The organism is Marinagarivorans algicola (assembly GCF_001292705.1).
GTDB lineage: Bacteria > Pseudomonadota > Gammaproteobacteria > Pseudomonadales > Cellvibrionaceae > Marinagarivorans > Marinagarivorans algicola.
In genome coordinates this window covers 109,069-134,781 of the sequence record NZ_LGAK01000010.1, presented here as the reverse complement: position 1 = coordinate 134,781, position 25,713 = coordinate 109,069, and the positions used below count along the sequence as shown (strand labels likewise).

At 46.0% G+C, this 25,713-nt stretch carries 24 protein-coding genes; 17 read left to right on the top strand and 7 right to left on the bottom strand.

The features are described from left to right. Window positions 1-41 precede the first annotated feature (41 nt). The 3 genes from AC438_RS04620 (at window position 42) to AC438_RS04610 (ending at window position 3,953) form a co-directional block, all read left to right on the top strand. A complete protein-coding gene (locus AC438_RS04620) occupies window positions 42-1,544 on the top strand; it encodes a capsule assembly Wzi family protein (RefSeq protein ID WP_053980096.1) in 1,503 nt (500 codons plus the stop codon). Then, a complete protein-coding gene (locus AC438_RS04615) occupies window positions 1,535-2,116 on the top strand; it encodes a hypothetical protein (RefSeq protein ID WP_053980095.1) in 582 nt (193 codons plus the stop codon). Before AC438_RS04620 ends, AC438_RS04615 begins: the two co-directional genes overlap by 10 nt. Window positions 2,117-2,447: 331 nt before the next feature. Next, window positions 2,448-3,953, top strand: a complete 1,506-nt coding sequence (locus AC438_RS04610; protein ID WP_202904708.1) for a peptidoglycan-binding domain-containing protein — start codon at window positions 2,448-2,450, stop codon at window positions 3,951-3,953. Between the two features lie 129 nt (window positions 3,954-4,082). Here the strand turns inward: AC438_RS04610 and AC438_RS04605 are convergent, their stop codons facing one another. Then, a complete protein-coding gene (locus tag AC438_RS04605; protein WP_053980094.1) occupies window positions 4,083-4,688 on the bottom strand; it encodes a DUF3806 domain-containing protein in 606 nt (201 codons plus the stop codon). A gap of 26 nt (window positions 4,689-4,714) precedes the next feature. After that, window positions 4,715-6,220 carry an FMN-binding glutamate synthase family protein gene (locus tag AC438_RS04600; RefSeq protein WP_202904707.1) on the bottom strand — a complete coding sequence of 502 codons (1,506 nt, stop codon included), beginning with the start codon at window positions 6,218-6,220 and terminating at the stop codon, window positions 4,715-4,717. Between the two features lie 269 nt (window positions 6,221-6,489). Between AC438_RS04600 and AC438_RS04595 the strand changes: the two genes are divergently transcribed. From AC438_RS04595 to AC438_RS04580, 4 genes are all read left to right on the top strand, one after another. Beyond that, a complete protein-coding gene (locus AC438_RS04595) occupies window positions 6,490-6,864 on the top strand; it encodes a hypothetical protein (protein ID WP_053980092.1) in 375 nt (124 codons plus the stop codon). A gap of 102 nt (window positions 6,865-6,966) precedes the next feature. Then, complete coding sequence (locus tag AC438_RS04590) at window positions 6,967-8,466, top strand: SCE4755 family polysaccharide monooxygenase-like protein (RefSeq protein ID WP_053980091.1); 1,500 nt, start codon at window positions 6,967-6,969, stop codon at window positions 8,464-8,466. Window positions 8,467-8,548: 82 nt separating this feature from the next. After that, window positions 8,549-9,166, top strand: coding sequence for a bifunctional phosphoserine phosphatase/homoserine phosphotransferase ThrH (gene thrH, locus AC438_RS04585; protein WP_053980090.1), 618 nt, complete (start codon window positions 8,549-8,551; stop codon window positions 9,164-9,166). 354 nt (window positions 9,167-9,520) lie between these two features. After that, window positions 9,521-10,561, top strand: a complete 1,041-nt coding sequence (locus AC438_RS04580; RefSeq protein WP_053980089.1) for an aldo/keto reductase — start codon at window positions 9,521-9,523, stop codon at window positions 10,559-10,561. Between the two features lie 32 nt (window positions 10,562-10,593). Here AC438_RS04580 and AC438_RS04575 read toward each other — a convergent pair whose 3' ends face one another. Continuing rightward, on the bottom strand, window positions 10,594-11,325 hold the full coding sequence (locus AC438_RS04575; RefSeq protein ID WP_053980088.1) for a pteridine reductase: 732 nt from the start codon (window positions 11,323-11,325) through the stop codon (window positions 10,594-10,596). Then, window positions 11,322-12,587 carry a multifunctional CCA addition/repair protein gene (locus AC438_RS04570; protein ID WP_053980087.1) on the bottom strand — a complete coding sequence of 422 codons (1,266 nt, stop codon included), beginning with the start codon at window positions 12,585-12,587 and terminating at the stop codon, window positions 11,322-11,324. The genes AC438_RS04575 and AC438_RS04570 overlap by 4 nt, the downstream gene beginning before the upstream one ends. A gap of 481 nt (window positions 12,588-13,068) precedes the next feature. Here AC438_RS04570 and AC438_RS04565 point away from each other — a divergent pair, with 481 nt between their 5' ends. From AC438_RS04565 to uvrC, 3 genes are all read left to right on the top strand, one after another. After that, window positions 13,069-13,986: a DMT family transporter gene (locus tag AC438_RS04565; protein ID WP_053980086.1), complete on the top strand. Its 918-nt coding sequence runs from the start codon at window positions 13,069-13,071 to the stop codon at window positions 13,984-13,986. 343 nt (window positions 13,987-14,329) lie between these two features. Beyond that, window positions 14,330-14,989, top strand: coding sequence for a UvrY/SirA/GacA family response regulator transcription factor (gene uvrY / locus AC438_RS04560; protein WP_053980085.1), 660 nt, complete (start codon window positions 14,330-14,332; stop codon window positions 14,987-14,989). Between the two features lie 60 nt (window positions 14,990-15,049). Beyond that, window positions 15,050-16,870 (top strand): excinuclease ABC subunit UvrC, encoded by a 1,821-nt coding sequence (gene uvrC, locus AC438_RS04555; RefSeq protein WP_053980084.1) that lies wholly within the window; start codon window positions 15,050-15,052, stop codon window positions 16,868-16,870. A 124-nt stretch (window positions 16,871-16,994) separates the two neighbouring features. Here the strand turns inward: uvrC and AC438_RS04550 are convergent, their stop codons facing one another. Next, window positions 16,995-17,912, bottom strand: coding sequence for a M14 family metallopeptidase (locus AC438_RS04550; protein ID WP_053980083.1), 918 nt, complete (start codon window positions 17,910-17,912; stop codon window positions 16,995-16,997). Window positions 17,913-18,495: 583 nt separating this feature from the next. Between AC438_RS04550 and AC438_RS04545 the strand changes: the two genes are divergently transcribed. The 6 genes from AC438_RS04545 (at window position 18,496) to AC438_RS04520 (ending at window position 23,838) form a co-directional block, all read left to right on the top strand. Beyond that, complete coding sequence (locus AC438_RS04545; protein WP_053980082.1) at window positions 18,496-20,166, top strand: B12-binding domain-containing radical SAM protein; 1,671 nt, start codon at window positions 18,496-18,498, stop codon at window positions 20,164-20,166. 75 nt (window positions 20,167-20,241) lie between these two features. Next, a complete protein-coding gene (locus AC438_RS04540) occupies window positions 20,242-20,802 on the top strand; it encodes an adenylyltransferase/cytidyltransferase family protein (protein ID WP_053980081.1) in 561 nt (186 codons plus the stop codon). A 99-nt stretch (window positions 20,803-20,901) separates the two neighbouring features. Beyond that, on the top strand, window positions 20,902-21,486 hold the full coding sequence (locus AC438_RS04535; RefSeq protein WP_053980080.1) for an NUDIX domain-containing protein: 585 nt from the start codon (window positions 20,902-20,904) through the stop codon (window positions 21,484-21,486). Window positions 21,487-21,603: 117 nt separating this feature from the next. Further along, window positions 21,604-21,801 (top strand): hypothetical protein, encoded by a 198-nt coding sequence (locus tag AC438_RS04530; protein WP_156312484.1) that lies wholly within the window; start codon window positions 21,604-21,606, stop codon window positions 21,799-21,801. 66 nt (window positions 21,802-21,867) lie between these two features. Further along, the gene (locus AC438_RS04525) at window positions 21,868-22,578 is read left to right on the top strand and encodes a 2OG-Fe(II) oxygenase (protein WP_053980078.1); all 711 of its coding nucleotides are present in this window, start codon (window positions 21,868-21,870) and stop codon (window positions 22,576-22,578) included. 216 nt (window positions 22,579-22,794) lie between these two features. Next, on the top strand, window positions 22,795-23,838 hold the full coding sequence (locus tag AC438_RS04520; protein ID WP_156316995.1) for a coiled-coil domain-containing protein: 1,044 nt from the start codon (window positions 22,795-22,797) through the stop codon (window positions 23,836-23,838). Between the two features lie 166 nt (window positions 23,839-24,004). On the opposite strand, the gene AC438_RS04515 is transcribed toward AC438_RS04520, so the two are convergent. Continuing rightward, complete coding sequence (locus AC438_RS04515; RefSeq protein ID WP_053980076.1) at window positions 24,005-24,214, bottom strand: cold-shock protein; 210 nt, start codon at window positions 24,212-24,214, stop codon at window positions 24,005-24,007. A 309-nt stretch (window positions 24,215-24,523) separates the two neighbouring features. Between AC438_RS04515 and AC438_RS04510 the strand changes: the two genes are divergently transcribed. Then, on the top strand, window positions 24,524-24,919 hold the full coding sequence (locus AC438_RS04510) for a hypothetical protein (protein WP_053980075.1): 396 nt from the start codon (window positions 24,524-24,526) through the stop codon (window positions 24,917-24,919). 286 nt (window positions 24,920-25,205) lie between these two features. On the opposite strand, the gene AC438_RS04505 is transcribed toward AC438_RS04510, so the two are convergent. Continuing rightward, window positions 25,206-25,673 carry an ATP-dependent zinc protease family protein gene (locus AC438_RS04505; RefSeq protein ID WP_053980074.1) on the bottom strand — a complete coding sequence of 156 codons (468 nt, stop codon included), beginning with the start codon at window positions 25,671-25,673 and terminating at the stop codon, window positions 25,206-25,208. Window positions 25,674-25,713: the final 40 nt, after the last annotated feature.

Here is a 25,713-nt window from a genome sequence, read left to right as displayed (position 1 = left end):
ATGTGCAGATTCATTTTTCAAAAAGGTTGTGTAATTTAATCATGAAACTTCAGCAGCGCCTAACGGGCGCATTGTATTTGGTGACTGGTGTATTGTGTTCTTGCCTGTCACACAGTGTATTGGCCGAGGGTGTGAGCGGTTATATACCGGTTAAAGCTAACCCTTTGCTAGAACAAGATATAGAGCGTTTGGCGGTATTGGCTAATCTGCCAGACTTAACCAAGCCCTACAGTGTCGCGGCTATTAACCAAGGTTTGGCGAGTATAAAACAAGGCCACCCAGCACTGTACAAGCGCTTAGCGCGTAAGTTGGCGTATTACAATCAACGTATTGCGCTAACGCATGCGAGTGCAACACTCAGTGCTGCAAGTGTTGATGATAGCAAGCAAGCAGGCACGGCAAACGCATTAGCAAAAAAAGACAGTATCAGCAAAGCCAATCATCGCGGTAGCTCAACCGATGAAAACGCCGCACTGAGTTTTCGCAGCCATGCCAAAATCACCGACTGGCTGATGCTAAGTGCTGGCGCCGAAGTGTCGGATGAGCAACAGCAAGCAACCGGTGCATTGCTATCAATGGGGGTGAGTTGGGCGCAACTGGATGTAGGCTATAAAGAGTATTGGCTGTCGCCTTTTCAGGGATCGTCGCAATTACTTAGTACTCAGGCGCAAACTTTGCCATCGGTTTCGCTCAGTAATAACTTACCCATTCAGTTTTTGGGTATGGGCTTCAATTATGACTTCTCGTTGTCGCAGCTATCGCGCCAGCGTGTACTTTATGCAGGCGGTTATAGTGATAAAAAACCGCCTTTGTTAGCCAGTGTGCACGTGGCTTGGCAGCCGGTGCCTTGGTGGTCTTTAGGAGCGACGCGTAATTTCCAATTTGGTGGAGGTGAGCGCCCGTTGTCTTTTAACACCATGCTTAAAGCTTTTGTTGACCCGCGCGGTGCTGATAACGATGCCTCGGTAGATGAAGAGTCTGGTAATCAAGTGGCCTCTGTGGTCAGCCGTATGCATTTTGATGGCAGGCTACCTTTTTCGCTGAGTATTGAGTTGGCCGGTGAAGATACTGCCAATAATAAAGATTACCAGTTGGGTAACCCCGCACTGACTGCCGGCTTGTACTTCCCCTTGTTTTTGAGTGACGATATTGCCTTGGCCTATGAGTACTCTGATTGGGACAACGCTTGGTACACCAATAATGTTTACCAACAAGGTTACAGCCATGAAGGCGTTGTATTGGGGCACTGGGCAATGCAGGATCAACACCTTGGTGGCACTGCGGCACCAGGCACCAGCCATTTTTTGAATACGCAGTGGTATACCCCTTGGCAGCACATTATTGATATGACCTTGCGTACAAGTGAGCACGAGGGGGCTTATCGCGTGGATGGGCAGCGCATTCAATATCAACACGCTTGGAATGCCATGCTCGATTACAGCATACCCACACAACATTTAACTTACACCGCAGGGGCACTGTTCGGTAAAGATGCTTTTGGCCAAAACTACGGTCAGCTTAAGGTGAGCGTATTATGGAATTAATGAAAATGAAAAAAATGACCCACTTATTGTTACAGGTTGTGTGTTGCTCGGTGCTGGCAGCTAGCGCTGCGGCCGATACCTTTTTTGAATTAACCGTAACCGGTGGCCAGCGCCAAGCCGATATTTTTAGAAAAGCAGCCCCGCAAGTTGAAGATGACGCAAATTTCATCGCCGGCTCAGTCGCGGCCTATCGTACGCTGAGCACATTCAGTCATGGCCAAGCAAAATCGGCGTGGGGCGGCGTGGTTGAAATCATTAAGCCCTTAAATAGAGATGACGATCTCCCTGGTAATGGCCAAATATTAGGCTTTAGACCCGTTAACTATTTGCGCTATTGGGGGGCAAATATGAGTACTGAGTTTTATTTTGGCGCCGCGCAATATCGCTGGATTAAACAGGCTACCGGCTATTACTTAGGTGCCAATGCTCGTTGGGCTTTAGAGGATAAAGGGCGCTTTGCATTGATAGCCGATTATAAGTATTTTCAAGATCTTATCCACGATGGCGGCCCCGGTGGCGATCAAGTGGTTGATGGGCCTAGTTTGGGCTTAGGTTTAGTTTATCGTTTTTAAAGTGGTAAGCGTACGGTGAGTCATTAAATTGGCGGGTAGCGCGATGAGTATAAACCTATACTTATCGCGCTATTTTTTTGGCATTATATTTGTGTGTGATTGGTTTTTTGGGGGTGTAATACAACTATTAAAATTTATGTTTGTATTTATTTTGTTAAGTTGTCCGCTATTTAATTATGTTGGCGCGTGAGTTTGTTTGTGTGGAATCGCTCTGCTCAAGTTATATATATACTTTGGCTCTGTAAATAACCACTTAAGGTTTTTCACAATCACACCGTATTTTGAGTCTTCAATAATTTCGGCTCAACTCTTTTACAAAATAGGAACCTCAATGAAATATAGTATTCCCCTCTCTATAGCGGCTGGCGTAACATTGTTAATGGGTGGTTGCGCGACCGCGCCGAAAGGCGATCCATCGAGCAGCCGTATTCAAGTATTAGAAGCTGAACTTGCCGCGTCTCAAAACGCACTCAAACAAGAGCGTACGCGAGGCTCTAGCGAAGTGCCTGTAGCGTCTAATGGCGAGCTGCTCTTACCACCGAATGCCAAAGCGGGTGAATGCTATGCGAGGGTTTGGGTTGAGCCTCAATACAAAACATTGACCAAGCAAGTTGTTGTGCAAGAGGCAGGCACTAAACTTGACATTACGCCGGCTGAATATGAATGGCAAGAAGAGGAAGTGCTTGTCAAAGAAAGTGCAACGCGCCTCATTAATGTACCGGCTCAATACCAAAGTACCACTGAGCAAGTGCTAGTCAGCGATGCCACGCGTGTTTGGCGTACAGCGTTGCGCAATGGTAAACCTGTGAGCCGCGAGTTATTAGCTGCAGCCGAGCGAGGCGGTATTGACCTTAGTGCTGCGCAGCCTAATACCTGTTATCACGAGCATGTTGTACCTGCTGAAGTGCGACAAAAACAACAGCAAGTTGAGATTGCTCCAGCAAGCTTTTCACTATTGACTGAGCCGGCCGAATATCGCTGGGTTGAGAAGCGCATGCTCATCAAAGAGGCGTCCACTAAACTGGTTAACCGCGAAGCTGTGTACAAAACAGTGACGGAGCAAATTATTGATAAGCCTGCTCATACCACCTGGAAAAAAGGCACAGGTCCCGTGCAAAAAATTGATGATGCTACTGGGGAAATCATGTGTTTAGTCGAGGTGCCAGCGACTTACAAAACAATTCAACGTCAAGTATTGGTATCGCCAGCTAAAACCGAGACGATCACAATCCCTGCTGAATACAAAATTGTCAAAGTGCAAGAGCTTGTGAATAAGGCTCAAGAAGTTCGCCAAGAAATACCCGCCAAATATACAACGGTTACTGTTAATGAAACATTGGGTGAGGATAAATTTGTATGGCATGAGGTACATGACAATACCATGAGCAAAGAGTCGCGTACCGGCAATAATATTTGCCTACTAGAAACACCTGCGAAATATAAAACAGTAACCAAAAAAGTCTTAGTCAGCCCTGCACGCACCGAGACTGTTGCCATACCTGCCGTATACGAAACTCAAAAAGTACGTAAGCTAGTTAAAGATGCTAAACAATACAGTACGGTTATTCCTGCTAAATACGAGACAGTCACCTACCGTGAATTGGCACAAAAAGGCTTCATGGACTGGAGAACAATACTGTGTGAAACCAATATGACCTCTGGCTTAATCACTGAGCTACAGTCAACACTCAATAGCAAAGGTTATGATGCCGGTACCGTCGATGGTGTAATTGGTGCACAAACAATGAAAGCGGTTAATCGCTATCAAGCCGATAACCAATTACCTCAAGATAAGTATTTGAATATGAAAACACTTCAGCATTTACGCTTGCTGTAAGGCTTTATTAAAGCCAGTGCAATAAAAAAAGGCAGCCTAATGGCTGCCTTTTTTGTGCATGCGATGAATACTGAGCTTGAGCCGTACGTATGAATAGTAAGAGATTAATAGGTTAATGAAGGAGTGTGATTAAAAAGGCACGATAATGGTATTCTTGTCGCGTTTTGGTGGCTCGGGTTTAATTTTTTCTTGAGTACTGTAGGGGAGTTTTGGCGCCACATCGTCCATCAAGTCTAAACCCTTTTTATAAATGCGTGCCATGTCATGCTCAGTGCTTACACGTAAGCGGCGGGTCATCATTGACAAAGGGAATAGACAGTGAGTGGTTTTAGGAATGCACACCGCACTGCTGCGACCTTGCTTATCTTTATATTCAAACCATTGCCAGCCTTGCTCGGCAACATAAATATCCCCCAGTACGACACCTAATGCTTTATGTGTTTCGGTATCAAAAATAGTCACGTGTTGGCCATCTAAAATACGCTGCATTAACTGAATGTCTTGAATACTCGTGCGTAAGCGTGTCCCAAAATTTTCGCGCCCTAAATCATCAATGACAGCGCGCTTTTTATCAAAATATTTATTATCGATCCAGCTAATATCATTCAGTGTGACATCGTTGTTGGGTTCGCTGGTGGCTTGTGCATGTCCCGCCATTAGAGGCGTTAGCACTAATGTTTTTAATAATACATTTTTGAATAAAAAACTTTTGAGAGTCATCATTTTTTTGTTCATAAATCAGTCTTTTCTGTGGGATGAGATTATTTTTTATCACTGACCATTTTAATGGGTTCTGGGTGCACCTGTGACAACAAGGCTGAGCGACCCGTTTCAGTAATAACACGGATGTGTTTGCGTGTGAGCTGGCGAGCATGGGCGGCGCCGCAAGAGTGCGCAAGCATATCGACTTCTTTTATTATTTGAGCGTGATAGCGCGCTACACGTACGGCTTTATTGGTGGGATCTAAGCCTCGCTGTAGACGTGTATCGTGGGTGGTAATACCGGTAGGGCAGGTATTTTTATGGCATTGCATCGCTTGAATACAGCCGAGCGAAAACATAAAGCCACGCGCACTGACTACAAAGTCGGCACCGGTAGCCATGGCTCTGGCGACCGCACTGGGGTTAATTAACTTGCCGCTGGCAATCACTGCGATACGCTTTTTAAGGTTGTATTTTTTGAGTTCATCCACCACAAAGGGCAAGCTTTCCATTAGGGGTAAGCCCATCGAGTCCATCAGTGCTTGTGGGGCGGCGCCTGTACCGCCTTCGGCACCATCAATGGTGATAAAGTCGGGCAGTTGCTCGCTCGAGAGTGTGGCCATGTAAGCACATAAATCACTGAACCATTGAGTGTCGCCCAATACTGTTTTAAAACCGACAGGCTTACCGGTAATATCGCGAATATCTGCCAAGCGATCGATCAGTTCTTGGAGAGTCTCAATATCGCGGTGACGGTTGGGGCTTACTGAGGCTTCACCTTGGGGGATACCGCGAGTAGTGGCAATACTGGCGGTAACTTTGGCGGCGGGCAATATACCGCCTTTACCCGGTTTAGCTCCTTGGCTGAGTTTGAGCTCAAACATTTTGACGTTAGAGTGATTGGCAATGGCTTTAAGGCGCACAGGGCAGAGATTGCCTTCGTTGTCGCGCACGCCATACTTAGCCGTACCTATTTGAAAGACAATATCGCACTGGCCACTTAAATGGTGCTGGCTCAAGCCACCTTCACCGGTGTTGAGCCAGCATTTAGCAGCGGCAGCACCGTGCGACAAGGCGGTAATCGCCGGGCCCGATAGCGCGCCATAGCTCATGCCTGAAATATTAAAAAAGGCGGGGGCTTGATACGGGTGTAGACAGTGCGCACCAATAGTTTTAGTGGGTGTAGGTTGGGTGTGCTCCTCCAATAGCGGGAAGCCTGCGGGCATAAAGTGGCAATCACCGACTGTATTTAATGCACGGGTAGAGCCAAATGCCACATCAGTGGTGAGCCCTTTGGCGGCGCGGTATACCCATGAGCGTATGGCCCGATTAAAGGGTTGCTCTTCGCGGTCTTGCGCATAAAAATATTGCCGAAAAAACTCACCCAAATGCTCAAAAAAATACCGAAATCGACCAATAACGGGGTAGTTGCGGCGGATGGTATGACGTGTTTGGCGGATATCCACAATATAAAGTGCGATAATGGTCAATAGTCCAAGGCCGACGCCCACAATAAAAAGCGCCGCTAAAAAGTTAATGACATTGTGCATGTAGCTATCGAACATAACAGATTCCATTTGAGTGTTATTCGAGCAAGGTTTCGGTGCCGTGATGGTATAGGGCAAAGGCGTAGTATAAAGGCGTAGTATAGAGCCTTCGTTGTCAATTGTTGATGCCGCCGACTTATTGTTCCGTGATGATGATCGGTATAACTGACTATTGGTAAAGGCGTTATGGTCGCATGTGTGGTATCAGAGCATGTCTGGGTGAGTTGATGGACGAATTTAGATCAGATAATCATATTAGGTAGCAATATTAAAGGTATAACAAAATAATGAAAGTAATCGTAGATGCTAAAACTCTTATGGTGCTGGTGGGCTGGATATTAGCGGGGCTGGCATCTGTTGCGCTAATTGCTCAGCACATACGGTGGACCAACCAGCAGTCGCTGTGGCAACAAGAGCTCACGCATCAAGTAGAGCGCATTGTAGAGTTAGAGCTCATTATTGCAGACTTGCATTTGCAAAAAGATGAAAGAGCAGCTTCAGTGGATATCGCCGATGCGAAGACCAATCTAGAGCCTATATCCGATAAGCTCGCACCTGCTGAAAAAGCCGGCGCAGCCATTAAGGAGACTGCTCAAAAAACAGGCTCTGTGATCAATAGTGCGTTTAGCCGTGTTCGTAGTACCTTTAAGCGCGATGACTAAAGAATGAGTGGCGGTACTGAATAATAAAGGCAGTGTCATCGTACGTGTTACCTGTACACAAGCCTGATACCCGTAGAGTCTTCTTTAATAGGCGAGATAATCATGAAAAAAGCGTTGATCTCATCATGTTTTTTGGCGGTAGTTGGGTTTTTTTGTGCCTCGCAAGTGTTGGCTCATGCGCGCTGGAGCCAAGATGGCACAACCCCTGGCCGCAATAACAAGGCCAACCTGAAAGTGGGGCCTTGCGGTAATGTGGCGCGCGGGAGCAACCCTGCCGTATTTAAAGCAGGGCAAACGATTACCCTCAACTGGGAGTCTACGATTTACCATGAGGGATATTTTCGCATTGCGTTTTCGCCCGCGGATGATAAAGGCTTTGATCAAGCGGTGCTACTCGATAACATTCCAGAGCGCGAACGGCCGCCGGGCCCATATTCGGCGCAGGTGACATTACCGAGCGAGCCCTGTGAGGCGTGTACGCTACAGCTGATACAAGTGATGCTGGACCGAACACCGCCGACTAACTATTACTCGTGTGCCGATATTCAATTAATTGTTGACGATGACACAGCCGACACCACTGCACCCGCCCCCGTATCTGCGCTGGCGTGGGTTGAGGGTTCTCACCGTATACAGTGGCAAAACCCAAGACACGACTTTGCTGGCGTCTTGTTGCTGAGCCACCCCGACTCTATGAGCCAAAGCGCTAACTCTGACCAGCCGCAAACCGGTATTTTTTATCGCGTGGGCGATCGCTTGGGCAATGCAAGCGTGGTGTATACCGGCCAGGGACAAAGCTTTGAGCCTGCCAATGAAGATCGTTATTTTAGTGCGTATACCTTTGATCGAGCAGGCAATTATAGCGCCGCTCAGCGTTTGATGGCGACGATTTATGAGCCTGAACTGTACTTTGATATGAGTGTGCAATATGAGCAAGTAGGCCAGCCAGAAGCGGGAGTTTTTGCCGCTGATGGCCCTGTTATCGTGCAAGCAACCACCACCACAATGGCCGGTGCGGGCGATATTGCATTAACTGTAAGTGATACACAAAGTGCGGTGATTTTTGCTGAACAAGGCGCAGGTATGTGGACGTTTGATCCCAGTGATTTTGCTGGCGATGCACTAGCTTTAAGCATTACCGGCCGCGATAGTCTTCACCCTGATAAACCTTTGGTACACCCCCTTGTAGTCGAGGTTGCTCCTTATAGTTACTACAAACCGAGGCTGGCTTTTTATCAAGGGGGGCAATTGCTTACCCGCGCCGCTACTACTGATGGCGGCGATATTACGGTGAAAGTTGAGTTTGATGGCCCGGTACCGAGCAACCTGAGTGTCTGGCGAGCCCAATGGCTCGAGATTCCGATGCCTAGCACCACGGTCAGCGATAACGGTATGAGCGTGAGTTTCCCAGCAGGGCTTAAAACGGTTAACGTAACGTTTGAAGTTGAGGTGTTTAGCGATAGCGCGCCAGCGGCACCAACACTCAGTGAAAGCCTGTCTATCCATAAGCCTCTATTGATCGGCAGTACAAGCTTGGGTTGGCTTATGATGTGTGTGGGATTGGGCTTGATTTTACGTGTACGATTGCAAGCACTGTACTAAAGCGGTAGATTGCTGGTTGGTGGTGACGGCGAGTGCGTGACACACCCGTGTAGTTTTGGTTGATGAAATAAGGGGTACCGCTGTGGAGCTTGCATGCTTAGATCTTGAAGGTGTTTTAATTCCAGAAATTTGGATGGCCTTTGCTGAAAAAACCGGAATTGAAGAGCTTCGCGCCACAACGCGCGACACTTCTGATTACGATAAATTAATGACTCAGCGTTTAGAGGTGCTGGCCAAGCACAATTTAGGGCTCAACGAAATCCAAGAAGTAATCACAACGTTAAGCCCGCTCGAAGGTGCTAAAGAATTTATTGATTGGTTGCGCAAGCGCTTTCAAGTCGTGATTTTGTCGGATACCTTTTACGAATTTGCCGGTCCCTTAATGGCGCAACTGGGTTACCCTACATTGCTTTGTCACACTTTAACCACCGACGCAAACGGTAAGGTACTTGATTACAATTTGCGCCAAGCCAACCCCAAGCGCCAAGCGATTTGCGCTTTTAAGAGCATTTACTATCGCACGATTGCGGCGGGCGACTCTTACAACGATACTACGATGCTGGCCGAGGCCGATGCAGGCATTTTGTTTCATGCGCCTGACAATGTCATTCGCGAATTCCCGCAGTTTCCGGCGGTGAATACCTTTGCAGATCTCAAAAAAGAATTCATTAAAGCCAGTCATCGCGATTTAATACTTTAGGCGTGTACCTACTTAATCTTATATCTATTTGATTTTGTAGCGACTGGTTTCGTACCTATTATTTTTTGTAACTATTCAGCCAAGCTGAAAAATTCATCTGATAGGGTACTGATGGATTATTTTTTGGGCATTTAAACGTCGGGCCTTGTAGGGAAAGCAAGGGTTAGACAGTGCAGGAGCAAACTGTCGAGAGCGTCTGAATAGTGACTTATTTTTTAAGAGTCGCATACGGATGATGAAACAATCAGAGCTTCACCTGATTAATAGCTCGTGAAGCTGATCTTGTGCGCGGCAACATTATTTATTATGGTCTTGTGGGCTCAAAGCCCAAAAACAGTTAACAGAGGATAAACCGTGCAATACCGTCAATTAGGTACAACAGATTTAAACGTCAGCTTAATAGGTTTAGGAACTATGACGTGGGGCTGGCAAAATACGCAGGCCGAGGGCTTTGAGCAAATGGATTATGCGTTAGCCCAGGGCGTCAATTTTTTTGATACCGCCGAAATGTATGCTATTCCCCCTACGCCCGAGCGTTTTGGCACCACCGAAACCATTATTGGTCATTGGTTTGCAGCCCGCAAAAACCGTGACCAAGTCATTTTAGCCTCTAAAATTACAGGGCCTGGACTTGATTGGGTGCGCGGTGGCGACAATCACATTAACAAAAAAAATCTGACACTGGCACTCGAGGGTAGTCTTAAGCGCTTACAAACAGATTATATCGATGTATATCAGTTGCACTGGCCTAATCGTGGCGCATATCACTTTGGTAAAACCTGGGATTTCGCCCCTGATTTTGATGCGGTGGCTGAACGTGAAAATTTTTTAGAGGTGTTAAATACGCTTCAGGGGTTTATTGAGCAAGGTAAAATTCGGCATTTTGGTTTGTCGAATGAAACGGCCTGGGGCTTAATGCAATACTTGCAATTAGCCAACGATCACAACTTGCCACGGGCGGTGTCGATTCAAAACGAATACTCGTTATTGTGCCGCCATTTTGAACCCGATTTGGCCGAGATAGCGCTCAGTGAGCAATGTGGATTACTGGCTTGGTCGCCCTTGGCGCGAGGTATTTTAAGTGGTAAGTACTTGAACGGAGCAAAGCCTGCAGGTGCACGTTTAACACTTGAAACCCGCCCCGAGCACCGCACGGGTAAAACCGTAGATGATGCCGCCGCTGCTTACATCGCTATTGCCAAGCGCCATGGCCTAGACCCTTGCCAAATGGCGCTGGCTTTTGTGAATGCGCAGCGTTTTGTGACCTCTAATTTAATTGGCGCGACCACCATGGCCCAATTAAAAAGCAATATCGATTCGGTAAATCTTAAGCTTATGCCTGAAGTGCTGGCCGATATTGCTCAGGCTAGGCGTGAGTTCGCCCAGCCTTATTGATGTCGATCTTTTAGCGCTCAGCGCTACAGGTTTCAAGCAATGCCAGCGACACTTTTGCCACCATCGACTGGGATAATTTGCCCCGTGATATAGGTCGCGCTATTAATTAAAAACAGTATAGTCTCAACCATAGCTTGCGCACCGCCAACACGCCCTAGTGGAATTTCTGCGAGGGCGCTTTCTTCGTTTTGTGGTGGCTGATTGTTGGGCCACAGGGCAGCGCCAGGAGCGATACCGTTAACTCGGATATTGGGCGCTAGCTCTATGGCGAGGCTTTTGGTGAGCATCGTATTGGCCGCTTTGGCCATGCAGTAAAGCGTGTGGTTGCGTTTGGGTGTTTGGGCGTAAATATCGGCAATATTAATAATGCAGCCCTTTTGCAAGGCTAAAAACGGTGCCGCCGCTTGGCATAAAAAAAATGGCGCTGCCGCATTCGTGTTAAACAGATCGTGCCAATTTTGTTGTGTAGCAGCCCCTATCGGTGTTGGGTAAAAGCTTGAGGCGTTATTGACCAGCACATCAATTTGTTTAAAGATATTAATGGCGTGCTCAATAATTTTTGCGCTGGCGTCGGGGTTGTTTAAATCGGCTTGAATTAATGTAACAGAGTTTGGCCGTAACGCATTTAATGTGTCGGCTAAAGGGGCGGCGCTGGTGTTAAAGTAATGCAAGACTAAATTGTAGCCTTGTGCGTGTAAAGCTTGCGCAAGCGCTTTACCGATGCGCTGTGCACTGCCTGTAATAATGGCAACAGGGTGGTTCATGAACTGGCCTCTGGTGGATTGTTAACGGACTCATTTTTGAGGTATTCACCTTTAAAGCGCTTGAGCCTTTTTATGCGAGCCTCATTAATCGCTATGCCAATGGCGGGGCCTTGTAAGCCTTGTGCCATAAAAGGTTGGGCGTTGATATCGGCGCAGCTATTCAGGGCGTCGCGCAGGTAGCTCACTTGTGGGTAGGGGCGCTTTTCTAGCCCTGTGCGGCCTTTAGCATCGGCTTCGCAGCAGAGGGCAAATTCTTCAAAAAAAAGTTTATTTTTATAAGCACCTAAGTTGTTGAATAGCTTATTTAAGGTGCTGGGGTTTAGCTCGAGTGCGCGATGGCAGTGGGTATGGTATTCGCACACGGCTAAGGCTAACTTTTTACTATCGTTTGGTACGCACAGGCGGCGGCAAAGAGATTTAACTTTTTTTAAGCCGGCGCGCTCGTGACCGTGGTGGCTGGGCAATATATCGGCAGGTGTACACGCTTTGCCCAAATCGTGCACTAAAGTCGCAAAGCGGACGGTTAGCGCTGAGCTTTGGCTGGCGGCGTGTTGTAAGCTGAGTAGGCTATGCAGGCCGGTGTCTATTTCGGGGTGATGTTGCGGCGGTTGCGGTACACCAAAGACATCGTCGAGCTCGGGCATAATACGTGCGAGTGCGCCACAATTTTTAAGTACTTGAATAAACTGCTCGGGGTTTTGCTCGCCTAAAGCCCGAGCGGTTTCCTTCCATACGCGCTCGGGAACCAGGGCGTCGACTTCTCCGGCGGCAACCATGCGCTGCATGAGCTTTTGGGTTTCAGGGGCGACGCTAAACCCTAAATGATGATAGCGAGCGGCAAAACGGGCAATACGTAAAATGCGTACAGGGTCTTCACTAAAGGCATCACTGACGTGTCGAAGTTGTTTATTTTGGAGGTCTTGTTGGCCACCATAAGGGTCGATCAAGCTGCCGTCATCAGCCTGTGCGATGGCGTTAATGGTTAAGTCACGTCTGGCTAAGTCTTGCTCTAGAGTCACCCCGTTAGAGGTATCAAAGCTAAAGCCGCTATAGCCAGGTGCTATTTTGCGCTCTATACGAGCCAGAGCGTACTCGTCTTTGGTTTTGGGATGCAAAAACACGGGAAAATCTTTGCCTACCTGTACAAAACCTTGTGCTGTCATTTGAGCAGGGCTTGCACCCACTACGACCCAGTCGTGCTCTAAAACAGGGTAATGTAATAATTGATCGCGTACGGCGCCGCCGACTAAATAAATTTTCATTAATAATCTTATTTTATTTAATGTGTATGTCAATTTTAGCAATGTATCGCTACGAGTTGTGGTGGTGAGTCACTAGGCATACCGCTCAATGACAGCGCGTCTCAGAGTGATCGCCGTTGTATGGTCTAGCTCTTGCAGGCACTTATGATAAATAAAAAATAAAAGCATTGACGTTTTTAGTAAAATCCACCACACTTTAAAGGCTTTTTAATCATAATCAAATATGACATATTATTTTTTGACATCGAACTATTATCTTATGGCTTCTGTGAGCAATACTGCAATTCAATCAAGCGCAATCATGACTGCATCTGGTATGTGGCAATTTTGTGCGTGGGCGAAACATATGCAGTTGCGGCTTTTGCTGGTAAGGTGATGTAAGAAATAATCCATTTTACTTTAAAGGCCGCAGCAAAAACTGCGGCCTTTTTTGTGGCCGCTATTTTTGTTCGAGCGACCACACATAAAAGGTGAAGCCGTTATGCAGGTGTATATTGCATTTATTACCGTTATTTTAATTTGGACAACCACGCCGCTGGCTATTCACTGGAGCAATACTAGCTTTGATTTTGTTACGGCATTGAGTTCTCGCATGGTCATTGCTGCGGTGCTGGGCTTTGTGATCTTGCGTCTATTTATGAGGCAGCGTTTGGTGCAAAAACGCAGTGATTATCTGCACTTTTTTGCAGGCTCGCTGGGCTTCTTCCCTACCATGTTTGTCGTCTACTGGGGGGCGCAAACGGTGCCTTCCGGTGTGATGAGTGTTGTTTTTGGCTCATTCCCTTTTTTTGTTGGCTTATGGTCGCTGGTTTTATTGAAGCAAAATACCTTTACGCCGTCCAAGGTAATGGCGCTGGTATTGGCAGTGATTGGCTTAGGGCTCATGAATCTTGGTCAGCTGCGTATTGGCATTGATGGTGTTTGGGGTATGTTAGCGATTATTAGTGCAACTTCAGTATGGGCGCTGAGCTCTGTATGGCTTAAAAGCCTCCCCAACCCTATCAAGCCGTTTCGTCAAATGGTGGGCTCGATGGTGGTGGTTGCACCGGCCTTTTTGGCAGTATGGGCGATATTTGGTGAGCCTCTACCGGCCGAAGTCGGGTTTAAGTCGGTGACTGGTGTTGTGTACCTTGTTATTGCAGGTTCTTTATTAGGTTACACTCTGTTCTTTTATGTATTGACGCATTGTCGCGTGACAACCGTTGCGCTGATCCCTTTAATTACCCCTGTTATGGCGATTGCTTTGGGTTGGGCGGTAGAGGGTGAGGTAATTGGGCCTATTAAATTTGCTGGTGCGACGGTTCTGCTGTTTGCTCTGGCCTTGTATCAAAATGTATTGCAAGCACTCTGGCCGTTAGTGGGTGTCCGCTTGAGGCTACGACGTCCGGCGTCTTCTTAGTCAGGGCTAGTTGTGGTTGTCAGCGTGGTGACATTTGCTTTCTGTGCGTCATACCGCAAGCGTTTGTCATGATTGTAGGCTTTTTAGCGCTCAGTACACTTGCGGATTGATCGGTTTTATGTGATTGCTTGCAACTGTACCTAGGCACAATTGCGGCACAATGATACATTGTGACTTATCCTCTAAATAGACGCTTGTTAACTAACTGATGAAAATGAGAGGTGAGCCAGCGGGCATTTTAAAGGGTTGGGCCTAACGCATTGCGAAAAGGGCTTCTGGATGTGTGTTTTCTGCCTTTTGGGCGGTCACATCAATGGCTTAATTTTTAAAGTAGGCAACAATAGTGACAAAAATTTTAGTGGCTGACGATCATGATTTAGTGCGCATGGGCATTATGCGTATGCTGGCCGATGTAAATGGCTTTGAAGTTGTGGGCGAGGCAAAAAGTGGTGAAGAAGCGGTAAGCAAGGCGCGTTTGCTACCGGTAGATGTAATATTAATGGATGTGCGTATGCCTGGCTTTGGCGGCTTAGAAGCAACGCGTAAAATATTAGCGCATAACCCTGAGATCAAGATTATTGTCGTCACAAGCCTTACCGATGACATGTTTCCCGAGCGCCTTATGAGAGCTGGTGCGAGTGGTTATGTGACAAAAGGTGCGAGCTTTGATGAGATTGTGAATGCGGTACAAAAGGTGGTGAAAGGCCAACTGTATATGGCCAGCAGTGTGGCGCAGCAGATCGCATTGCGCAATTTTACAGGGGGTACAAAACAATCACCCTTTGAGATGCTCTCTGAGCGTGAGTTACAAACGGCGACAATGATTGCTAACGGCAATAAAGTTCATTCGATTGCGGACTCTTTTAGTGTGAGCCCAAAAACGATCAATAGCTACCGCTACCGTATTTTTGAAAAGCTAGATGTCAATAGCGATGTCGAGCTGACTATCTTAGCCATTAAGCATAAGATCTTAGATATCGAGACTATGGATAGCGAGGACTAGCGTCTTCGCTTTTTTTGGTTCATTACTTACTTTATTATTTGCAGTAGTGCGGTCTTTATTATGTCGAACCCTTTTGACGTAAAAGCCTTTTTAAAAAATTTAACCACAGCACCCGGCGTGTATCAGATGTTTGATGTCGCCGGCAAAATTTTGTATGTGGGTAAGGCCAAAAACCTTAAAAATAGAGTGTCTAGTTACTTTCATAAAGCTGAAGGACTGACACCTAAAACACAGGCGCTGGTTAAGCGCATTGCCAATATCGAGATTACAGTAGCCCCTAGCGAAGCCGAAGCCTTGGTGTTAGAGCAAAATTTAATCAAAGCTCAGCGCCCGCCGTATAACATTTTGATGCGCGATGATAAATCGTATCCGTATATATTTTTATCGGACACTGATGAATACCCGCGTATTGGTGTGCATCGCGGAGCTAAAAAGCGTAAAGGTAAGTATTACGGGCCTTTCCCTAATGCCTCGGCGGTTCGCGAGAGTTTATCTTTTTTGCAAAAAACATTTAGAGTGCGCCAATGTGAAGATAGTGTTTTTAAAAACCGTACTCGGCCGTGTTTGCAGTATCAAATTGGTCGTTGTACCGGCCCTTGTGTAGAGGCCATCAGTAAAAGAAATTATCGCGAAGATGTACGCCATACACAGCTCTTTCTAGAAGGCCGCAGTGAATTATTACATAACGAGCTAGTGCAAAGTATGGAGCGTGCCTCACACAATTTAGCCTTTGAGGAAGCGGCGTTGCACCGTGACCAAATTACTGCACTGCGCAGTGTACAGGCGCAAAATACGGTCGATGCAGGCCAAGGTAGCGCCGATATAGTGGCATGTAGCACTGAAGCTGGGCAGGTGTGCATGCATGTTTTATTTGTGCGTGATGGCCGTATGCTCGGCAGTAAAAGTTATTTTTTGCACAATAAGCTAGATGAGAGTCATGGTGAGCTTATTGCTGAGTTTTTACCGCAGCTGTATTTAGGTGGGCGTAAAATGGACGTGCCTACAGAAGTTGTGATTAGCCACCGTATCGAAGAGACAGGCGTTTTGGCGCAAGTCATTGGTGATGTGTGTGGCCACAAGGTGATTATTAACCATAGCGTACGTACACATCGCGCCCGCTGGGTGGCTATGGCGATCGAGGCGGCCACACAAAATTTACGCAACCGTTTGGGTCAGCAGCAGCATACCCTTGCCAGGTTCGAGAGTTTGCAGCAAGCATTGAATTTACCTGAGGTACCCAGTTGGATAGAGTGCTTTGATATTAGTCACAGCAGTGGCGAGGCCACCAAGGCTAGCTGTGTTGTATTTAACCGTGAAGGCGCCGTTAAAAGTCGCTATCGTATTTTTAATATTGAAGGCATTACAGCGGGTGATGATTATGCTGCAATGGAGCAAGCCTTAACACGTCGCTATTCTCGATTGCAAAAGGAAGGTGCTGATTTACCCGATTTATTATTAATTGACGGAGGGAAAGGGCAGCTAAGCAAGGCGCGTGAGGTGATGATTGAACTGGGTATTACCAGCATGGTGCTCTTTGGTGTCGCAAAAGGCACAACGCGTAAGCCAGGCTTTGAAACTTTAATTGCGCAAGACAATACCGAGCAAGTGTTATCGAGTGATAACCCTGCCTTACATTTAATCCAACAAATACGCGATGAAGCGCACCGCTTTGCCATCACAGGGCATAAAGCGGCGCGCGATAAAAAGCGTAGTCGCTCGACATTAGAAGATATTCCCAAGGTCGGCCCCAAGCGCCGCCGCGATATGCTAAAGCACTTTGGCGGCTTACAAGAAATCACCAAAGCCAGCGTTGCGGATCTCGCTAAGGTGGAGGGTATAAGCCGTAATCTGGCCGAAGAAATTTATGCTCACTTGCACTAGCGGGTGTTAGCTACTACGTGATTTTTAGTGTGTTAACTTGTAACTATTCAGCCAAACCGAAAAAATTCACCAGCTAGGACACTGATTCATCAGTGCCCAATTGCGGTATCTCTGAATAGTTACGTTAATTTTGACTCAATATATAATCTAGCCCGCCAGTAATCACGGCTACTTGTGCTAATGTGCAATTTTGTGCGTTAGCGCGAGGGCTATCGGGGTACACCTCGGTGGTTGTCACAAACTCCCCACCTGCAAAACCACCGCATAAAAAGAGCTTTCGTTTATCGTAGTTAATTACGCCTTTTTGCTCTATTTTTGCACCTATTAACTTCCCGTCAGGGTCGGGGGGAGCGATATGGGTAACTTTTTCTACCGCATCGATAATGGCTTTCTGAAATGCTGGTTGCGGGTTTGATGAGTCGCCGACGCCGTAAAAGCCATCGGGAATCGCCCAGATTTGACTCTGCGTACCGTCTCGGGCGTCGAGTGCCGGCCTGAATTCAGAATTATCGGTATCGGTGGTTTCATGTAAATCAAAATGCGCCAACAGATCAATGCCTAGTGACTGAATGTAAGCCATCGCTTGTGCAGATTCAGGGGCGGGCGAGTCAACATAAAAAGAGCGATTAGGGTCTAGGGCGAGAGGGTTCCAGCGGTTGATAGTCTCGTATCCCCACGGGCTAATACACGGCAGTACAATAAAGTTGAAGTGAGCTTGATAGCGAGAAAGTTCAGTGTGAACAAACTCAATGGCGCCTTGTACCCCGCTTGTTTCATAACCGTGTACACCCCCTGTGACCATGATATTAGGCAGTGATGGGTTCCAGTTTTTGGTTTTAATGGCATATAGTGGATAACGGTTTTCATCGTAGGGTAAGGCGCCGTACTGCACGATATCATATTGCTTTTGTAACGGCATAATTTTATCGAGTACCTCAATTTTATACTCCCGCTTTACTGATTGGTTGGCCAACCATTGCGCTTTTTCGGTTTCGCCCCAAGCTTTACCCGGAGTGCCGATTGGATAGATTTCTCTGCTCATATAGCCCTTTTTAATCCTGACTTATGTTGGTGTTAAAATGTATTGTTGGTGGTTAAAATGTATTGGTTGCCGCACAAAGCACGCTAATAAACTGACTGTTTGCAATCAACATCATCAAGTGCTTGGTTTTTGTGCGGGTTATAGTTGCCTAGTGTACCGCACAATGAGCCTTCATTAATGTTTGACCCGATAGTCTTTATCTGTGTTTTCTTTTCATGAGAACGATTTTTGCACGCTTAGCTGGTAATGTATGGTGAATTTGGAGGCTTCAGCGGTTGCTTTTGTAGTAGGCGTGGTATTTATTTTGCCTCGTAGTTGTGTTGATTGTTGAGTACACACTGTACTCAGTGGGCGTCGTTTTTTATTAAAACTAAAAAATCACCGTTATTGTGGATAAGCATTCGCAATGCCAATTAAAAGATGGTGCCGTTACTTGGCAATTATGAATCGCTCGCGGCGACGATGCACGTGTTTGGGGGCGACAGGCATTGCACGCGATTGCCAGCGCACGATGAAGCTTGCTGAATAACTGTAACAAGCGTCGTATAATGGCGGCATTATTCTTATAGGTGTGTCACTCCGTATGGCCGAGCAAAGCAAGCATCCCGAATACCATTCCGAATATGTAGCTGTACAGATACCGTTAGCGCAAGATATTTCTTTACAAGAGGTTTGTGAAGAAGTAATAAAGCCTGACACTGTTGGTCAGCGTGTACCCGCGAGCCATCGTATAGATCAAGATGCGCCGAAAATTGTGCTATCTACGCTCAATGCTCGCTTTTTTCATACCAGTTTTGGCTTGCGTTATCTTTATGCTAATCTCAAAGAGTTGCAAGCTTTTTGTGAAATAAAAGAGTTTATTATACAAACCCGTGCAATGGATATTGTTGAGCAAATATTAGCTTCTAAGCCTGATATTATTGGTTTTGGTGTATATATATGGAATATTAGTGAAACTACCGATGTTGTTAATTTATTAAAAGTGATTGCCCCTGAGATTAAAATTATTTTGGGTGGTCCAGAGGTGAGCTATGAAACGCAGGATCAAGCGATTGTTAACTGCGCTGATTATGTATTAACTGGGCCTGCAGATATTAGTTTTTATGCGCTGTGTAAGAGTATTATCAATGATGCAGCGCCAGATCAAAAAATACTTAAATCAAAGCCAATACCATTAAAAGACATAGCATTGCCTTATCAATATTATACCGATGACGATTTAAAAAATCGTTTGCTCTATGTCGAGGCATCGCGTGGTTGTCCGTTTAAATGTGAATTTTGTTTGTCAGCTTTAGATACCACCTCTACGCCATTCGAATTAGAGTCATTTCTTGAGCAGATGGAAATTCTGTATCAACGAGGTGCACGTAATTTTAAGTTTATTGATAGAACTTTTAATTTAAATATCAAAACTACAATAAAAATAATGCAGTTTTTTTTAGAGAGAATGACGGATGATCTTTATCTGCACTTTGAAGTTGTACCTGATCATTTACCCGATAAATTAAAAGTATTACTGGCGCAATTCCCCGTGGGGAGTCTGCAATTTGAGGTGGGTATACAAACTTTTAATACCGAAGTACAAGCAAATATTAGTCGCAAGCAAAACAACACTAAATCAAAAGATAATTTGATCTGGCTTAGAGATAATACCTCTGCGCATATCCATGCTGATCTTATTTTTGGGCTGCCCGGTGAAACATTCGATTCCTTTAAAGAGAGCTTTAATCAGTTATATCATTGCCGTCCTCATGAAATACAATTGGGTATATTAAAGCGTTTAAAGGGCAGTCCTATTATTCGGCATACCAAAGCTTTTGATTTACGCTTCAATCCATTGCCACCGTTTAATATATTAAGTACTGATAGGGTCGGATTTTCGACAATGCAAAAAATCAATCGCTTTGCGCGCTACTGGGATATGATTGGTAACTCAGGGCGATTTAAATATACCCTGCCTCACGTCTTATCAGATAAACCATTTGATGAGTTTATGGCCATCACACAATGGATTTATGATAAAACAGGGCAAAGCCATAATATTAGCCTTAAAAAGCTTTATGAGTTTTTTTCGCAGGCGATAGAAGCCTTGTTTCCTGAAAAGCATGCCTTGGTGATTTCTAAATTAAAAGAAGACTATAGCGCATCAAAATTAAAGAGCGTATTTGAGGGGCTTAATTTGTATGCGGTGCAGCATGTAGAGCCTGTGAGTAAAAACAAATCATTACAGCGCCAGCAGCGCCATATGAGTTAGAGCTATTGCAGAGCAGTTGTTACATCTGCGAGAGTGAGAGCTAAGTGGTAATCAAGCGCATAGGAAGTACTAAACATGAGTCATCGAATTGCAGTATTGGGTTCGGCTTTTAACCCGCCGCATATGGGGCATGCAAATGTTGTTGAGCAGGCACTGACTTTATTTGATCGCGTTATATTGGTGCCCAGTTTTGCCCATGCATTTGGCAAAAAAATGGCTCCTTTTACTTTAAGGCTTGCGATGGTTGAGGCGCTGAGGGTGTATGCAGGCTGGGGCGCGCGTGTTGAGGTCAGTGATATTGAACAAAAAATTGCTGCGCAAAAACCTTTTGGTGTCCCTATTTATACCTTTGATGTACTTGAAGCCATAGAGGTCATAGAGCCCCGTAGTACATTAACATTTGTGGTAGGGCCAGATAATGCTGCAGCGGCTACGTGGGCCAAGTTTTATAAAAGTGAAGATATTGACTTGCGCTGGGGGCGTTGGGTTGCCAAAGAGCAAAAGTCTATACGCAGTACCGCTATTCGGGCGATTATTGAACAGGGGCAATACCCACCGGAAAGCGCTTGTCCGGCCGTTGTCGTGCAGCCGTATTTTAATTTTGTAAATACTATTGGTACGTGTGGTGCGAGCTAGCCCGCCCCTATGTCAGAATTGGGTAATTCGTGGTAATAAAGCCCCCATTATGATTTTGAAAGCTACTGAGTTGTTAGCCAATATTAAAGGAGCCCGATTGTGAATGGCGTGAATAATAAAAAATTTACCGTACTAAATAAAAAGAGCTTATATAGCGGTTTTTTAAAGCTCAATAGATACACTTTACAGCACAGTTTACATCGAGGGGGCATGAGCCAGCCTGTGGTGCGTGAAGTCATGGAGCGCGGCCATGCGGTGGCGGTACTATTACACGATCCTACGAGAGATGAAATTGTATTAGTTGAGCAATTTAGGGCGGGCGCTATACATGAGGACAACCCTTGGCTTACCGAATTGGTGGCAGGCATGGTCGAGCCAGAGGAGAGTTTGGAGGATGTTGCCCGCAGAGAGGCAGAAGAAGAAAGCGGTGCGCAGGTGGGCGAGCTAGAATTTATCGGGAATTACTTTGGCTCGGTAGGGGCTTGTACCGAGAAGACAACCCTCTTTTATGCTCAAATCGATGCTACCCAAGTAGAGGGCATACATGGTGTTGCGGCTGAGAGCGAAGATATTCGCGTTGTTAAGTTATCGGCAAAGCAGTTTCTTGCACATCTGGATGCCCCGTTACTGCATACCGCGAGTTTAATGATTGCGGGTTTGTGGTTTAAAGTCCATAAATGTTGATACTCAGGCTTTACTTTGGTTGATGTGATGGCTACCGCTTAGGTTATGACTACACTTCAGGTGATGGCGACATTTAAGCGCTTAGCCTGCTTGAGTCTTAGCATTAAGGGGGGCGACATGGGTAACAAAAAAAACAGCGATGAGCACCGGCGCTGTCAAGCGCACAGTGATGGTGAGCGCAAAAGGTATGTGCGCGACTTGTGGATATACAGTGGTGCGATTATTTTCTTTATGCCGTTGGGCATGCAGATTTTTTGTTTGGCTGGACTATCATTTTTATCCTTGAGTATTATTGATGATGACGATGGTGAATAGGTTGAGCTACCTAGTGATTGCAGGTATAACTCAGCTCTTATTTGTGTTTAATGTGCTAGGGTATTTATGTCACGTTCTTCTTGTTTTGATAGTGCTAGCCGCAGTGAGGCTAGTTTTGATAATACCCATGTTGATAATACCTATGTTGATAGTGCGCGCTTTGATGCTATTGCTACAGAGGTTTACCTGCACGGCTTTAGTGTACAAGCTAATGCATTGCCATTGGCGTTAGCCAAAAAATTACATGCTCGTATGACAAGCTTACCCCCAGAAGCATTCGAGCGTGCAGGTATTGGTAGGCACGAGAGTCATCAGCATAACCAAGCTGTGCGCAGTGATCGTATTCGCTGGCTTGATAGCGCTGATGTGAGTGTTGATGGTGAGTGGTTAAAGTGGGCTGAGCAACTACAGCAGGCGCTCAATAGGCGATTATTTTTGGGGTTGTTTTCTTTTGAGAGTCATTTTGCGCACTATCGTGCAGGTGACTTTTATAGGCGCCATATTGATGCCTTTAAAGGGCAAGCGAGCCGCACAGTGTCCTTAGTGGTTTACTTAAATCGTGATTGGGATGAGGCCTGCGGAGGTGAGCTTGTGCTCTATCGTGATCGCGAGGATCAAAAGGGTATTCAAGTTGTGCCTAGTTTTGCTAAAGTTGTCGTATTTTTGAGCGAAGAGTTTCCGCACGAGGTGCTACCAGCGACGCGCGATCGCTATTCTATAGCCGGTTGGTTTCGAGTGAATACGTCTGACTCGGGGCGTATTGACCCGCCAAGCTAGGTCAAAATTGTGCATGGGCGCAGGTTGGTGCCTTGCCGGTACGCAGTGGATTTAGGCGTAAATTACGTAAAATAGTGCAGCGATTACTGGCAAATGTGACCAAACCCAACATACTAATATGTACATTCGATGTTTGACACGTTGAGGTTTATTACCTTACTGTACAATAACTGCGGATACATAAACTGCCGATTAAAGGCCTGAATGAAGATTATTATGAATAAATTAAAGAAGGCACTGCTTTGTGTTGCGATTGCATTTGGGCTAGTCAATGTAACCGCTCACGCACAAATTACCGCAACAGAGCTTGGCCAGCAGCTCGAGGATAAAAAGCAAGAAGCCGAGTACTTAGAGAAAGAAATTGGCTTTGCTAAATTACGCCGCCAAGCCTCACAAGACAAGCTCAAAGCTTACGAAAATGACCTAGCGCAAAAACAAAAAGAACTCAAGCAAGCGCAAGAGCGTTATACCTCTGCGCCGACCCCTGAAAACGAGCAGTTTTTACGCAATGCCGAGCAGCGCATTGAGCTAGCAGACTTAAGCATTAAATCGCGCATCTCTTCGGTCGTTCGCCTAGAAGCCAAAGAAGAGGAGCTCGTGTCTAAATTAGGTGCGCTAAAAAGTGAGCTTGCTAAACTCAATAGCAGCGTCAATAAAACGCGCCAAGCCCAAAATACAGAGCAAAATACACAAAACCTTAAGAGTGAAGTGCTCGCGCGCGAAGAACTACTACAGCGTCGCTTAGAAACTTTACAGCGTGAAAATGACCGCTTGAGACAGGTGGCACTTAATGAAACTGAAAAGCGTGAGCAAGCTGAGGAGCGTGCAACATCTGCTATAGAGCGTGCGCAAACTGCCGAGTTAGCATTGGCGCAAGCAAAAGGTACCAGCACTAAGGTTGCGGCTGAAGATGTCATGGCTGAAGATGATACACAAAGTGCACGCGCACGCGCCAAAGCTGAGATGCAACGGATGCAAGCGAAGCTAGCGTCTGGTGGTGCGGGCGGCAGCAGTGGCGTCAATTTGTTTTTGCGTGGCGCCGATGGTACCGATTACGGTATGTTCAAATATTTAGGTGCTCAGCAATACCGTGCTGACGCTGTAATTCATCAAGCCTCTTCACGTTTTCGGGTGGCTGGCCGTACCTACCAAGTCAAAGTTTCAAAAGCGGGCTTGGGGCAAGAATTTGTCTTTTTATATGATATGAGTAATCCCGAATCGCCACGGTTTGTGACCTTTAAAAAATCATTATTAGACTGATAAGAGCGCAGCGATAGACTCGCTGTTAAGGTCTCTATAATGTATCGTCAATCAACTTAAAAACCGACTTTCGCAGTCGGTTTTTTTGTGCCCGCATTTATCAGGCTCTGACTGTTAAATCACTTAAGAGTCAGTCAGCGATTGCTGTACGCTTGTTTAGCAAGAGTTAGACTGGCTCTACATTTTCTGCTTGTGGGCCTTTTTGGCCTACACCCTCGGTAAAAGTGACCGCCTGCCCTTCTTTTAGTGTTTTAAAACCAGTGCCTTGAATACTACTAAAATGCACAAACAAATCGGCTCCGTTATCACGACTAATAAAGCCATAGCCTTTGCTTTCGTTAAACCATTTGACGCTTCCGGTAATTTTATCTGACATTGGAATAATTAGACCTTTGTTAAGCTGTTTTTATATGACAAGGTGCATAATTGCGACTCGTTATAAGTTACGGTAGCGCCAAAATATGACGGCACAATGACACTGGCGCTATTATGTGCGTGCTTATATGGGTAGGGCCGACGCTTAAACGCCCGGTCAATAATCCGTCAGCACCCTATCAGGAGGGGGTTTTCAGTTTGGTTGAGAGTTACCTTGTTTTTATAGGGTGAGAGCTGACATTTTTATAATACATCGCCCTGTTTTGTCATAACTTAAGGGCCTACGATCTAAATAATGAGAGTTTTGATTATGATGATATCTCCAAAAATACCTGCTCACTGGCTTAGAGTGATCATTATTACAGCGGCAGCTACTGGGGGTGCAGGCGCGTCAGCTAACGATCACCAGCCACTTGAGGAGCCACGTTGGCAGCATACCGAACCTGATTATGATGAGCAATTTTCACAGCGTGAACGTGAGCGTAACAGGCAGCGTGCGCACGAACGCTTGAATCGTGAGCGCGAAGCCATGCAGCAAGATTTTAATCGGCAAATGCGCGAGTTAGATTTAGAAGGTCAGCGTATTGAACAGCGTAGCAACCAACAACGCGATGAACTTAATCGCAAGCGAGACGCCCTGAATCGTGCGCGCGATAGGCAAAATCAAGCCTATGACCGCGCTGCGCAGCAATTAAATTCACAGTGATAAGATGAGTAGAGCCTAAGTGCTTTAGTCAACGGCTCGACCGCGCCGCAAACAATTATGTAAATATTGGGGTAACTATTCAGCCAAGCTGAAAAATTTCATTGGATAGGGTGTTGATGATGGATTATTTTCTGGGCATATCAGCGCAATGATTTTTACATGCCCAATTTCGGTGCTTCTGAATAGTTATCTTTTAATGATAGTGCTTGTCATCAGCTGTTGTATATGTGGTTGCCATCCTTGGCTCTAGATCGCGCAAGGATGACTTCTTGTAGGTGGGCTTTATTTAGCTACTGAGCATAAAGGTTTGGGAGGGGTCGACGAGGACTTTATGGCTCATGCCTTCACGGCCAAATAGCATCAAGTAGCTCATGTCAGAGCGATCGGTCAAAGTGATTTCTATGGGCCAGCTTTGTTCGCCCAGCTCCAATAGCGTCTTAATCACATAGCGCTCTTGTGACTCCCCATTTGATGATTTAATACGGCGGATATCACAAATAGGTGTACAGCAAGTAACTAACTCATCAATGTTATAAATGTCTGGGTGAATATCAAATTGCACAAATGGTTTGCCGTTTTGTTTTAGGCGCGTGATATTGTCAACGTGTAATGATGATGTTTGTGCGCCAGTGTCTACGCGAATCTCCAAATTATTAATACCTAATTCGGGCAAGTTGCAGGTTTCTAGGCTGCCAATAATCATTTTAGGCTCGGGCGCTGCAGGTGTGGCTCCTTTAGAGTGTGTTTTTGTCATAGTTTGGCCTGCTGAAAGGATAGTGTTATTGTCATTGATA